Here is a 13738-nt window from a genome sequence, read left to right on the forward strand (position 1 = left end):
TCATTTCGACCACGCTTCGTTAAAAAAATGCCGTCATCTCGACTGGAACGCAGTGGAATGGAGAGATCTATCTCTGCAGATCTCTCGACTACGTTGCACTTCGCTCGAGATGACGGTTAGTGGATAAAAAATCTATCTCCATAAAAAAACCACTTGAGATACTCAAGTGGTTTTTTTATGGGGTTTTATAGAATTATTTTCTGTCTTTAAGCTCAACAAATTCCCTGTCAGTTTCGCCAACGTAAATCTGACGTGGACGACCTATTGGTTCCTTGTTTTCGTGCATTTCTTTCCATTGTGCAATCCATCCTGGTAAACGGCCTAAGGCAAATAAAACGGTAAACATTTCAGATGGAAAACCTAATGCGCGGTAAATAATACCTGAATAGAAATCTACATTCGGATATAACTTACGGTCGATGAAGTATTGATCAGTTAAAGCTGCTTCTTCCAGTTTTTTAGCAATTTCTAAAATCGGATCATCAATACCTAAGTTCTCTAAGATATCATCACAGGCTTTTTTAATGATTTTAGCTCTTGGATCGAAGTTTTTATAAACACGGTGACCAAAGCCCATCATACGGAACGGATCATTTTTGTCTTTCGCTTTTGCAATCCACTTCTCTGTATCACCACCATCAGCTTTAATCAGTTCTAACATATCGATCACAGCCTGGTTAGCACCACCATGCAGCGGACCCCAAAGTGCAGCAATACCAGCAGCGATTGAAGCGTATAAATTACAATCAGACGAACCTACTATACGAACAGTTGATGCTGAACAATTTTGCTCGTGATCTGCATGCAGAATCAGCAATTTATTCATGGCATTCACAACAATCGGATTCACGTCGTAATCTTCAGTACGTTGCCCAAATGTCATCCAAAGAAAATTGGTTACATAATCGTATTTATTTTTTGGATAAATAAGCGGATGACCTAAAGATTTTTTATAAACAAAAGAAACAATGGTTGGAAATTTAGCCAAAAGTTTGATAATGGTTAAATCTTGTTCTTCTGCAGTTTGATTTGGTTTCAAACATTCAGGATAGAATGTAGATAATGAGAAGATTAACGAACCCAATTGACCCATTGGATGAGATCTTGATGGATAACCATCGAAGAATTTCTTCATATCCTCATGGATCAGGGTGTGCTTGCTGATATCAGCCTGTAAATCTTCCAGTTGTTTTTGTGTTGGAAGATCTCCGTAAATAATCAGATAAATCACTTCTAAAAAACTCGACTTTGCGGCAAGCTCTTCAATAGAATATCCCCTATATTTTAAAATGCCTTTTTCACCATCTAAAAAAGTGATTTTACTCTTTGTAGAACCAGTATTTTTAAAACCAGTATCTAAAGTTACGAAGCCCGTTAGATCTCTTAATTTCGAAATATCAATGGCCTTTTCATCTTCTGTTCCTGTAATTACTGGCAATTCTATTGTCTTACCATCAACTTTTATCTCTGCAATATCTGACATATTATTGTATTATGTTTATAGCTTTCTAAATTATATAAAATTAATATACATGCATAACAAATCTGTTAAATTAATATGAATAATTGGTCAAAATGACGTAACAATCATGCTTAATTAAACCAGTTTTAGCACCTATTTTGATTTAATCTCTTCGGCAACTCTACCACATTCTAACATTTCGTTACCATAATAAGGGTTTCTAATTTCCTTTTCAGTTGATAACCAATCACCTCCGTCTCCTTTATTCGCCATAGGGCAATGCTGGACATATATCGTGCCTTTTTCTATTTCTGCATTTTTAAGTAAAGCGATTAAATCAGCACTTAAAACCGTGAAATCTTTTCTTTGCGAAACGAGATTCTTGCTTGACGCGATTTTGCCTGCAACAGCTGCAGTAGGCTCGCAACCTTTATAGGCAGCCAAACTCGTTTGTAACTTTGCTGCAGATTTTTGTGCGCTGGCAGAATCTGATTTTACCAGTGCATTTTTTAAATCTACATATTGGTTAAAGATTTCAGATTTCTGCTTGTCTTTTATGGAAACCTCATTTTTAACCGATGCTGAATCCGTTTTTGTTGAATCTTTAGTTTCTGTAGATTTTTTTTCTGCCTGGTTGCAGGCCATTAGAATGGTAAGTATTGCTATTCCGAATATTCTTTTCATGGTATTTGGTTTTCGGCTCAAAATAGCAATTTAAATGGTAAATAAATAAAAAAGTCCCGACTTTCATCGGGACTCCAAAATTATATGATGTTTGAATTATAATTTAAAATTATAGGCCAACCTAAGGTTAAATTGTCCTGTTTTCATGAAGTAAAGATCGGAAGCGCTGTTGTTCACATAACCTTCATATTTTACACCAAGATCAAGGCCGTTTTTCCATTCGTAACCTAAACCACCGGTATAAATAAAGTTCATGTTAGCACCACCTTTGATGGCCAGTCCCGAACCAAGTTCTGTAGCCAGGTACATCCTTTCGATTGGGAATACCCTAACACCGCCCATTACAGGAATAAATTCGAATTTTAGCGGGCTACCTTTCCATTTTAAACGGGTATAACCTCCAGAAGCTGTAACGGCTACATAAGGGCTTAAATCATACTGAAGTTTTACATCTGCACCATAACCATAATCCATTTCAGATTTGTCTGGAAATAATCCGGCATTTACACCTACACCTATTTTAAAAGCCATACCGCTTCCTGATGTCATTGGCTCGGTGGAACCCATAGTTTGCGCTTTTAAATTAGAGGTGGTTAAAATTGCTAGGGCCGTTAAAGTCGTTGCAAAAAGTTTAGTAGCTGTTTTCATTTTAAAAATATTTTAAGTTATTAATTAAGGATTTAACTTATATACGTTAAAACAGCTATGGTGGATTTTCAAATTTTCATTTTTTTCAGAATGTTATGAAATAAAAAAGCCCCAACCAAAGTCGGGGCTTTCCTATATTATTTAGCGGGATGATTATAAGTTAAATCCGTAAGCTAAACGTAGGCCAACATAACCATCGCTGCGACCATCTCTTGCTAAGCCTTCATATTTAAGGCCTAAGTCTAAACCGTTACTCCATGCATAACCAACAGCTGGTGAATACACAAATGATGTACCACTACCTTCGTTTGTACCAAAACCAGCACCCAATTCTGCTAAACCATAAATGCCAGAACCAGATTCATTAAAGAAATATTTAACACCAGCTTTTACAGGGATGTAGCCAAAATCAGGAACATTTATACCACTATTACCAATTTCCTTACCTAAAAAGCGGGTATAACCAGTAGTTACAGGGATTGATAATTGTTTATCAATATCAAATTGATAACGTAAATCTGCACCAAGCGCCACACTATATGCGTCGCCGCTTGTTGGTACACCACCGAAAATACCTATTCCTAATTTTTGAGAAGATTGCGCATTAGCATTTGTAGTAAAGAATAAAGCCACAACAGCTGCTGAAGTAGCAATGATTTTAGTAATTGTTTTCATTTTAAGATATTGTTTTTTAGTTAAACTAATATGCTTGAACAAATACAAAGGCTGTGCCAAAAGGGCTTTTTTTATACTATTTAGGCCGTAATCCAACGCTAAGATGACCAATAAAAGTTAATTTTCACCATTTGAAACTTTTTCAATTACCAACTGTTTTAACAGATTTGTTGATGCAGATGCGTCCAGCCAGGTGATTTCCACATTGTCCTTTTCCATTTTCCTGAAAAAGGTATTTTGTCGTTTTGCATATTGGCAAATGGCAGTACCAAGTCTCCGCTTTAATTCTTCAAAAGTGAATAATCCATCCAGATAATTCACAATGTATTTATATTCCAGTCCGTAGAAAACCAATATTTCTTTGCTAATGCCTTCTTTAAGCAATTGTGCTACCTCTTCAACCAAGCCTGCTTTAAATCTTTTGTTAAGTCTTGTTAAAATTTTAGCTCTGGTCACTTCCACTTCATTCTTCAGCCCAAAAATAATGGGTTTAACTTCTGGCCGCTCTACAACTTCCAATGTGTGATATTTTAAATAATCTGCTATTTCTAATGCGCGGATCAATCTCTTTTTAGAGGATAGGTCAACATGATCGCTGTCATGGCTCTTTTCATTTTGCAATTTTAAAATCAATTCCTCTTTCGATAATAAATCTAGTTGATCTCTTAACTGTTGATTTACCGGAACAGCAGTAAATGTTTGATTTTGCAGAAGGCTATGGATATACATTCCCGTTCCGCCACAAAGGATGGGGATTTTGTTTTTTTTTATTATAGATTCAAAGGCCTGATAGAAATCGTTTTTAAAAGCGTCTACATGATAACGTTCTCCAGGGTTTAAAATATCAATTAAATGATGAGGAATTTTTTTTCCGTTAATATGATATTCTTGCAAATCTTTCCCCGTACCAATGTCCATCCGTTTAAAAATCTGACGGCTATCGGCACTAATAATTTCTCCATTTAAAGCATCTGCTATGCTTACGGCCAACTTGGTTTTACCAGAGGCAGTTGCGCCTAAAATAATGATGAGGTTATACTGATCCATTAAAACTGGAGAATAAACTTTAAACTTCCTGTATTAAACACTTCCCGTGTAAAAACCTCCTGGTCTTTTTTAAGCTGACGATTTAGATTTTCATCTAATCCGTAAGTCTGAGGTTCCAAAACCGCGGTTTGCTTGAAACCCAATTTGAGATAAGCCTCCCCCGCCGACCAGTCTCGATCTGCGTAAGTCATCAGGTCATTAGGTTCATAGGTTGCAGCGAAAAAAGAAATCAGTTTACTTAATCCTCCAGTAATGGAATAACCCGCTTTAACGGCAAACCTGATCAGCTCTGCAGATTTATAATTTTCAGTATGGTTCATTTTGCGCAGTGCAGAAAAGGTAGCAACAGCCACAAGTTCATCTTTTTCAAATAAACCAATTTTATAACGGCTACTTACTGATCCCTGTAAATGGTTTTCTGTTAAAAAAGAATCAGCAACGGGTTTAGTAATTTTGCATACTTTGGTTTTCCTGCCATGAATGCGGACGTTTTCACCAATCAGGGATTTTATTCTCGCTAAAACCTGGTCTGGTTTTGATATCCAAAGGTCTTCCCATAAGTGTATGATTTTAATGCCTTCCTGATGATATCTTTCTTGAAGCTTAATGAGCGCCTGCGAATTGAACTTATTATTTAAACTGACGAGGTTGATGATGAGTTGATCATCAATCCGTAATAAATGAAATCCATCTTCTAAATAAAAAAAGCACCCAATTTTGTGATGAGCAAGTGCTAAACAAAATTGCTGGTGCCAGTTATCCTCGGTAATTAAATTATTCAATCAGCAGAAAGTTATTCAGAAAAATTATCTGCTGCAAATTTAACCATCAGATTGTTAAATCCATTCTTTTTCTTTAAAGTTCGTATGGATAATCTCCACTAAAATTTCTACTTCTTTTAATTTGGCATCATCAAGGGTTGAAATTTTAAAACCCGCTTTATGATCACCAAAATCATGTAAATCATGATTTTCTGTAGAAAATTCATCTGTATTGATTTTAACTTCTACAACATCACCGTTAATATAAACACCTGTAAAAAAACGTTCGGTCACTTTTTCGCCGTCTAATTCAATGTTTTTTTCACTGTAGAGATCATACCCGTTTTCCGAATTTTCGTGGACCGTATATCCGCGGGTAGCGTATGGCTGTACACCTGCCCTAATGGTTTGAAAAATTTCTACAAGATCAGTTTTCATAATGCAATTGTTTTAGAAATTAAACACCATAAAGTGCTTATTGTTTAATTTTTATTCTTCGAGCCACCAGCGCCCGGTAGGTAAATAAGCACCCAACACTACAGTTTCACCCAATTTTGGAGTCACTAAAGGAAGCTGTTTCGCTGCAGCCGCTAAAACAACTCTTTTAATAGGTTCGTTCCAGGGATGCATGGCTAAGCTAAACTTACCCCAATGCACTGGCATTAAAACTTTTGCTTTTAAATCGATTGCAGCCTGCACCGTTTGTTCGGGAAACATGTGGATGTACGGCCAATAGGCATTGTATTGACCACACTCGAGCAAGGCTAAATCAAAGGGGCCAAACTCCTCACCTATTTTGGCGAAATGTGTATCATATCCAGAATCGCCACCTAAAAATAGTTGGCAGTTTGCAGTTTTCATTACAAAGGCCGACCAAAGCGTTTGATTTCTTTTAAACTTTCTCCCGGTAAAATGTCTCGCCGGAACAGCTGTTAATTGTAAGTTGTTAAATAATGTTATTGATTCGTTCCAGCTTAGTTCATGTATGTTTTCCTTTTTAATCCCCCATCGTTCCAGATGTGAACCTACTCCCAGCGAAGTAACAATACTTTTAACTTGCGGTGCAATTTTTAAAATACTATCATAATCGAGGTGATCATAATGATCGTGTGTGATGATCAGGATATCGATATTTTTAAATTCCTCTGCTTTTATTACGTCGGTGCCCAAAAAGGCCTTGCTCCCGATAAATGAAAATGGAGAAGGAGTTTTGCTAAATATAGGATCAACCAGAATTCTCAAGCCAGCTATTTTAATCAGGTAAGAAGAATGCCCAAACCAGATAATTTCGGGCGCATCGCTTTTAGGAGTGCCGTTTAAGTCGGGTAAAATATATGGAAGCGCTTTATCCGGAGCCTTATTCGGGTGTTTTTCGAAAAGGAATGCGCTCAAAACCTTAAAAAAACTAACTCCTTCAGGTTGCATGGGCGTTAACGACTCGTTTTGCAAGGCACCATCACGATAATTAGCCAAATGGCGGATTTTTTCCAAACGCAATCCCTTTGGCAAACGCCCAAAAACCGGAAGATTTATAATGAATAAAAATGCAATAAAGAGAACGAATACAATATATAAGGTTATCATGTTATTTGTTAATTCAGGCAAATTATGAATATGCTTTTATAAAAATAACATGCCATGGATATTTGACGTATGGATTACTGTTAAGGATTTTAAACAGCAATTCCTCCACTGGCTACGGCATTGTTGAAACACTTAAAAGCAACTAGAATAAGCAAAACCCGATTATAACAAACCTTAATTTATAATTGAAAAAGATTGATATTTATAATAGAGGAAAGAATGAGAAAAAGACATCGCAAACGTTTGATTAATTTGTATTATTACACATCGAAGAAATTTAATGTAGTTTAGCACTCAGAATGCAGTCGAAACCAACAACCATCAAAGAAATAGCCAGAATCTTAAACATTTCTCCATCCAGCGTTTCCAGGGGATTACATGATCATCCGAGCATCGGGGCAGTTACCAAAGAGAAAATTAAGCAGCTGGCGAAGTCGTTAAACTATGAGCCCAATAATGCAGCAATTCTTTTTCAAAAAGGGAAAACATATACAATTGGCGTAATTTTACCCGAGTTATCAGAACATTTTTTCTCCATCGCTATTTCTGCAATTGAAGATGAGGCCATTAAGAAAAATTATACCGTAATTTTTGCTCAATCGCACGATTATTATGAGCAGGAAGTAAAGCTCGTTGAAAAAATGAAAAATCAACGGGTTGATGGATTATTGGTTTCCATCAGTAAAGAAACGTCTAAGTTTGATCATTTCGAAAAACTTAATTCATTTAATATACCAGTGGTGTTTTTTGATCGGATACCGCCATTAAAAAACGTGCACTATGTTGCATGTAGTCTGGAAAGTGCGACAGTAAAAGCTGTAAATTATCTTTTGAAAAAGGGACACAGAAGTATTGGAATGATTAATGGCCCAAATACCTTATATGCGAGTGAGGAGCGCAAGGATGGCTATGTGCAGGCAATTACTTTTAACCGCTTAAAATTCGATCCATCCTTAGTAATAAACTGCGATTTAACCGAGCAAGGTACAATAGACGCTGCCGAACAGTTTTTAAACCACAAAAGAAAACCGACGGCTATCGTTGTTTTTAATGATTATGTGGCGCTGTTTCTGATCAGATACTTTAAAAAGTTAAATGTAATTAATGATTTTGATATAGTGAGTTATTCAAATTTGCCTATTATCAGCTACTTAGATAATTCACCTGTAGCATCAGTAGAGCAATATCCATATTTGCAGGGACAAAAAGCCGCCAATATCTTGTTAGATCTTATTCATAGTCCTAACTCTGAAAACCAAGCCTACTACAATACCATAATAGAGTCTGATCTCATTATAAACGACGTAAAAGAATAAACAAATGTTTGTACTGAATGACTAGCTTTTGTTTAAACTTCCTGGCAAAACATTATACTGTTTTTTAAAGGCTGTGATAAAGTGTTGTGCATTTTTATAACCTACAAGAAAAGAAACTTCATTTACAGCTTTCTTTTCATTCGATAAAAAATAATAAGCTTTTTCCATCCTGATCTTATAAAGATAGCCAAAAACAGTATATCCGGTTAGTTCCTTAAAGCCTCTTTTAAGCTTAAAATCATTAATACCAACCTTACGCGACAATTCCATTAACGAATTTGGATTTTGTAAATCGTACTCCACCAATTTTTTGGCCAATAGAATTTTTTCTACATCATCCTTTTTCATTACTCCTGTCTGTTTCTTTGGTTTTTGATTAAAATAAGCTATAATCAATTCAAATATCCTGGCCTCCAGATACAGGCGTTTTACCCTACCTTCGTGCCTGGGATAAATAATTTGCTGCAGTATTAAACCAATTTCCGGGCTAATGGATTTCTGGATGTTCTTTTTGAGATCATTAGCAAGTTCTGCACCTGTTAACTGGCAGAAATACTCTTGTGTGAGCTGTATATAAAGGCATCTGGTTTTTCCTACCACATTAAATTTAATCGAATTAATCAGGGCTATATTAAAGTCCTGCTCATTTTTAGCAAGAGATAAAAAATTATGTTGGTACCGGTTATGGCAATAATTAATCGTGCCGCTCAGGCAAAATAGAAAACCAATATGCTGTTGGGAAGATTCAAAGCAAAAACTTTCTTCCCGCTGCGGACCAATTTCGAAAATAGAAATATGAATCCCGCTAAACCATTTTTGGATGATGTGAAAGTTGAAATCATCTGTTTTTAATTCCGTTACAATCTCCTCTACATCTTTAGCTCCATCAAAATTATCTGGGTAGGTATGTTCATAAATAATTTTTCCTTCTGGATCGGTTGAGAGTTTAACTTTCATATTTATTTAATCCGTTTAGCGGTATTAATTATCCGTTTGACGTTATCTGTTTTTAATGAATATCTACAAATTTGCATAATTATTTATAATTAGTCTAAATAAATGAAGATATATTTATCAATTGCCTTATTACTTTATGGATTTGTTACTGCTGCTCAAGAAATTAAAACGGATACAGTAAAGGCAAATGATTTAAGAGAGGTAGTGATTACGGGGCAATACGGGCCGCAAACTTTGAAAAATTCAGTTTACAATGTAAAAACCATAAGTGCAGAAAGGATTAAGTTAAGGGCAGCAACCAATGTACAGCAGATTTTAAATACCGAACTTGGCTTTCGTTTTAGTAATGACCTAACCTTAGGTACAACCGACGTTTCTTTAATGGGGATGACCGGTAGAAATATCAAAATTTTACTGGATGGTGTACCGATGGTAGACCGTTCGGATGCCCGCGAAAGTTTAAATCAGATAGACGTTAATACCATTGAAAGAATAGAAATTGTAGAGGGTCCAATGTCTGTTGTATATGGTACCGATGCCTTGGCTGGCGTAATCAATATTATAACGAAAAATCCTGGTAAGCAATTGCTGAGTGTTCATGCGCGTGTACAGGAAGAGACAGCTGGAAAAGAATATAACCTGCTTCATGGTGCGGGTCAGCATAATCAGAATCTAAGTATTAGCTGGCAGCAAAAAGGCTGGAGTGTTTTGCTTGGTGCATCACATAACGATTTCGGTGGCTGGAATATGGCTCCGAAAACAGCATTTTTAGAAGAATTTAATAGTTATAAAAATCAATGGAAGCCTAAGGAGCAATGGCTTGGGAATACTAAAATCGGTTATAGAAATCAAAATTTTAATATATGGTATCGTTTAGATGGGCTAAATGAGGATATAGATTCGCGTTTCGGAATAAATCCATCAAGCTTCGAAGGGAAGCTATCTACCTATACCACCAAACGTTATACACAACAATTGCAGTCTGAATGGAGGGTAAATGATAAATTACAGGTCACCGCCATAGGAGGTTACACCGATTTGCAACGATCAACCCATACCGTTATCCATAATTTCACAAACAACACAGAACGATTAAGCGTAGATAAGGGTGAACAAGATATCGCAAAATTCAACTCAACTATTTTTAGGGCCACTGCAATTTACGTATTGAATAAATCAATTGTATTTCAGCCCGGAATCGAATACAATAGAGACGCCGCTAGTGGACAGAGAATTAGTGGATCGCCGATCATTAATGATTATGCAGCGTTTATTTCTGCCGAGATTAAACTTGCTAATGGAATAAGTTTAAGACCAGGACTGAGGTTTATTAAAAATTCCATTTATGATGCCCCTCCTATAATTCCTTCATTAAATGCCAAGTTTACTTTAACCAAAGACTTAGATCTTCGATTGGCTTACGCTAAAGGTTTCCGTTCTCCAGCTTTGAGGGAATTATATTACGATTTTGTAGATGCGAGTCATAATATTTTAGGTAACCCCAATTTAAAAGCCGAAGAATCGAACAGCTTTAATGGCTCATTGGCCTGGGCCGGCGTACATGACAAAGATTTGCAGTTCCGTTCTACGCTATCAGGTTTCTACAATTTGTTTAAAAACAGGATTAATTTTGCCCAGTCTCCTACAGACAACTCTATAACCTCACTATTTAACGTAGAAAAATATAAAACAACTGGTGGTACATTGGATAACACCTTGATTTACAAAAATATTCAGGCTACACTGGGTGTATCATATATCGGCCGATACAATGATTTAAGGGTGAGCAACCCAGACCTGGAGACTCCTGAATTTGCATGGGCTACGGAAGTAAACTCGAATATTACTTATACGCTTCCGAAAATAAATGGGAGTATCAGCCTCTTTTATAAATATACAGGGAGCTTACCAAACTATAAACTTACTATAGAAAACGATCCCAGCTCGGTAAGACTAACGAAAATCAGTGATTTCCATACCGCAGATTTAATGCTGAACAAAAATCTTTTTAAATCCCTAACCATTAATGCCGGTATAAAAAACCTTTTTGATGTTACACAATTGAGTAACACTTCAACCGCTACCGGCGGAGCGCATAGCACAGGTGGTGATGTTCCATATAGTTATGGTCGATCGTATGTACTTGGACTAATTTATAACTGGAATAAACTTTAACAATAAATAACATAATTAAAACAAGATGAATAAACTTAACTCAATGATCATTGTGGCCTTTTTGGCTATAACATTTACGGCTTGTAAAAAAGATACCGACGAACCCATTTTTGTTGCTCCGCCTTCTGATGGAAGTACGTTAACACTTAACGGATTAATTGGTGCTGAAGCTGGAAGCGCCGCAGGAAATAGTGTTTATGTAGATTTTAGTACTGATAAACAAACTTCCGTAGCTAGATCATCGTGGGATTTAGGTTTTTATAGTGGATCTGATTTTAGGGTTATTCTTAACAATACAACTGGCGCAGGCGCAAAAGTAATTACTACCACAAATGCAAGTCTTGCCACTGTAGGTGAGGCTGATACTTTGGGCTTAACATTGGCAGTTAGTCAGGCTGGCCCTGCGAATACTGATTTTGCTTATTTTGACGCTATAAACGGTAGTCTTTCAAGCACGGTAATTCCTGCAGTGTCTGCTACAGCCGCTGATAACAAAATTATTATTTTAAATCGTGGTACTGGTGGTGGTATTGCAGCAAGATCTTGGATCAAGCTTAAGGTAACCAGAAATTCATCAGGTGGTTATACTTTACAATATGGTAAAATCAAAGAAACTACAAATTTTACAACAGTTGATATTTCAAAAGATGCAAACTTTAACTTTAAGTTCGTATCACTTTCAAATGGAGCTATTGTTAACGCACAGCCAGAAAAAGCAAATTGGGATTTGGAATGGACTTACTCTGTTTACCAGACTACTTTTTCAGGTGTTCTGGTTCCATACAACTTTTCTGACCTGATTTTCTTGAATTACCTAAATGGTGTAACTGCAGGTGTAGTTACGACAAGTACCATTAGTTATGCAGATTTTAAGGAAGCCAATATCAGCGGTGTAACTTTTAAAAGCAATCGCGATGCCATTGGATCAGATTGGAGAAGCACGCAACCAGCTACCGGTGTTAAAACGGATATTTTTTATGTAATTAAAGACGGAGTTGGTAATGTATACAAATTGAAATTTGTTTCAATGGGTGCAGGTGATGCTGGTACACGTGGTAAACCGGTTATCGAATATAAATTGGTTAAAAAAGGATAATATAAGCTAAGGCTTAATAAAAATATGTTTTGTTAGTTGGATACAAGCTCTCCGCGATGGAGAGCTTTATCTTTTTGGGCTAGGCCGTAGACTTACGAGGTTTGATATGCATACTGCCTGTTAATCTCGTAAGTCTGGCTCAAGATAGATACACAGCTGCATAGAGCGGAAAAGTTAGTATTTGTATTTAGCGTTAGCTAGTTAGAATCCTAAAACAAGTTAAGGAAGACGATGTGCGAAGCTGCAGACTTACGAAGTTTGACACGCATATACGGTTAAACTTCGTAAGTCTAACGAATGCTATAAACGCAAAAAGGGGCCTGGCATACCAGAACCCTTTTTGTTTCATACTCGCGAAATATTATTTTCCAGAGTTTTTCTTGTCAGTTACTTCTGCACGGATTTCTTGTGCTAAAACTTTAAGATCTTGCATTGCTTTACGCACACGAGTACCAGCAGCTGCGTTGCCAGCATTATAAAATTTTTCTACATCTGCTTCAATAGCAGCAACAGCAGCTTTAACTTTTGAGAATTTTTCCATCGCTAATTGATGTTTTTAAGGTTTAAAAAATTTATTTTTTCAATAATACATATTTACCTTGAATTAACAACAGAAAGCAAATATTTATTTGAAATAAGTTTTGCACATTTTCACAATGAAAAAAATGCCCTTACACTTATTGCAGCCCCATTTTTCACAATTCGATGATAAAATATTATCCCTTATGCAATTTGCTCAGAGAGCTTAATCAGGTTATTGAAGGTAAAGTTGGCACTATTTACACAGCGTTCATAATCTGCTTCAGCAACATGCTGATTGATTATAGAAAGAAATATTTTCCATTTTGTGCTAAGTTCCTCACCGTAAACACCATAATAATTCAGACCCTCTTCGTGGTTTTTAAAATTTGGATTGGCTAAAAGATGCCTTTTAATTACGTTACCGCCCAATGTTGCCCCTTCCAGTACATATAATGCACCTAAAACTTCTGCCGTATTTTTTTCTGGAACAAATAATTCAAAATTTAACTCTGGCAAGGTTAAACTGTTTATATTCCAGTAATTTAAGTCTTGCTCTAAAGCACCTAGCTTTAAGCGGTCCTTCATACCCAATTGCCCAGCAATGGTTGAGTCTAAACTATTTGCGAGTGTATTTTCTAATTTCTGGTGAATGATATAATTAATAGTTAACAACTTTTTATACTGATCGGTACTTAAGGTATTGTTCATAATCTCATTAACGAACATCAAGGATTCTAATCTTTTATGATTTTGTGCAGTTTCGGTTCTCAATAAATTGGAAATCATATTTGGGAGTTTATTACTAAATAAA

The 13738-nt window shown here is 36.1% G+C and carries 14 protein-coding genes; 3 read left to right on the forward strand and 11 right to left on the reverse strand.

Annotated elements, in window-relative coordinates; genetic code table 11:
- Nucleotides 1–193: 193 nt before the first annotated feature.
- From ACUN24_RS18395 to ACUN24_RS18430, 8 genes are all read right to left on the reverse strand, one after another.
- Entirely contained in the window at nucleotides 194–1483 is a 1290-nt protein-coding gene (locus ACUN24_RS18395; protein WP_025144812.1) for a citrate synthase, read from the reverse strand.
- Nucleotides 1484–1615: 132 nt separating this feature from the next.
- On the reverse strand, nucleotides 1616–2146 hold the full coding sequence (locus ACUN24_RS18400) for a DUF3347 domain-containing protein (protein ID WP_445563823.1): 531 nt from the start codon (nucleotides 2144–2146) through the stop codon (nucleotides 1616–1618).
- A gap of 96 nt (nucleotides 2147–2242) precedes the next feature.
- The gene (locus ACUN24_RS18405; RefSeq protein WP_445563824.1) at nucleotides 2243–2794 is read right to left on the reverse strand and encodes a hypothetical protein; all 552 of its coding nucleotides are present in this window, start codon (nucleotides 2792–2794) and stop codon (nucleotides 2243–2245) included.
- Nucleotides 2795–2947: 153 nt separating this feature from the next.
- Nucleotides 2948–3469 (reverse strand): hypothetical protein, encoded by a 522-nt coding sequence (locus ACUN24_RS18410; protein WP_445563825.1) that lies wholly within the window; start codon nucleotides 3467–3469, stop codon nucleotides 2948–2950.
- Nucleotides 3470–3586: 117 nt separating this feature from the next.
- Nucleotides 3587–4516, reverse strand: a complete 930-nt coding sequence (gene miaA / locus ACUN24_RS18415; RefSeq protein ID WP_445563826.1) for a tRNA (adenosine(37)-N6)-dimethylallyltransferase MiaA — start codon at nucleotides 4514–4516, stop codon at nucleotides 3587–3589.
- Nucleotides 4516–5298 (reverse strand): hypothetical protein, encoded by a 783-nt coding sequence (locus ACUN24_RS18420; RefSeq protein WP_445563827.1) that lies wholly within the window; start codon nucleotides 5296–5298, stop codon nucleotides 4516–4518. The genes miaA and ACUN24_RS18420 overlap by 1 nt, the downstream gene beginning before the upstream one ends.
- A gap of 54 nt (nucleotides 5299–5352) precedes the next feature.
- Nucleotides 5353–5715 carry a hypothetical protein gene (locus ACUN24_RS18425; protein ID WP_445563828.1) on the reverse strand — a complete coding sequence of 121 codons (363 nt, stop codon included), beginning with the start codon at nucleotides 5713–5715 and terminating at the stop codon, nucleotides 5353–5355.
- Between the two features lie 51 nt (nucleotides 5716–5766).
- Complete coding sequence (locus tag ACUN24_RS18430; RefSeq protein ID WP_445563829.1) at nucleotides 5767–6861, reverse strand: MBL fold metallo-hydrolase; 1095 nt, start codon at nucleotides 6859–6861, stop codon at nucleotides 5767–5769.
- 299 nt (nucleotides 6862–7160) lie between these two features.
- Between ACUN24_RS18430 and ACUN24_RS18435 the strand changes: the two genes are divergently transcribed.
- A complete protein-coding gene (locus ACUN24_RS18435) occupies nucleotides 7161–8177 on the forward strand; it encodes a LacI family DNA-binding transcriptional regulator (protein WP_445563830.1) in 1017 nt (338 codons plus the stop codon).
- 21 nt (nucleotides 8178–8198) lie between these two features.
- Here the strand turns inward: ACUN24_RS18435 and ACUN24_RS18440 are convergent, their stop codons facing one another.
- Entirely contained in the window at nucleotides 8199–9134 is a 936-nt protein-coding gene (locus tag ACUN24_RS18440; RefSeq protein WP_445563831.1) for a helix-turn-helix transcriptional regulator, read from the reverse strand.
- 102 nt (nucleotides 9135–9236) lie between these two features.
- On the opposite strand from ACUN24_RS18440, the gene ACUN24_RS18445 reads away from it, so the two are divergent.
- Nucleotides 9237–11309, forward strand: a complete 2073-nt coding sequence (locus ACUN24_RS18445) for a TonB-dependent receptor plug domain-containing protein (RefSeq protein ID WP_445563832.1) — start codon at nucleotides 9237–9239, stop codon at nucleotides 11307–11309.
- 25 nt (nucleotides 11310–11334) lie between these two features.
- Complete coding sequence (locus ACUN24_RS18450) at nucleotides 11335–12405, forward strand: HmuY family protein (protein ID WP_445563833.1); 1071 nt, start codon at nucleotides 11335–11337, stop codon at nucleotides 12403–12405.
- A 361-nt stretch (nucleotides 12406–12766) separates the two neighbouring features.
- Here the strand turns inward: ACUN24_RS18450 and ACUN24_RS18455 are convergent, their stop codons facing one another.
- Together ACUN24_RS18455 and ACUN24_RS18460 are read right to left on the reverse strand one after the other, a co-directional pair.
- Nucleotides 12767–12946 (reverse strand): hypothetical protein, encoded by a 180-nt coding sequence (locus tag ACUN24_RS18455; protein WP_010602585.1) that lies wholly within the window; start codon nucleotides 12944–12946, stop codon nucleotides 12767–12769.
- Nucleotides 12947–13128: 182 nt separating this feature from the next.
- Nucleotides 13129–13713, reverse strand: a complete 585-nt coding sequence (locus ACUN24_RS18460) for a biliverdin-producing heme oxygenase (protein WP_445563834.1) — start codon at nucleotides 13711–13713, stop codon at nucleotides 13129–13131.
- Nucleotides 13714–13738 lie beyond the last annotated feature (25 nt).

The sequence above is a fragment of the Pedobacter sp. WC2501 genome (genome assembly GCF_052682415.1).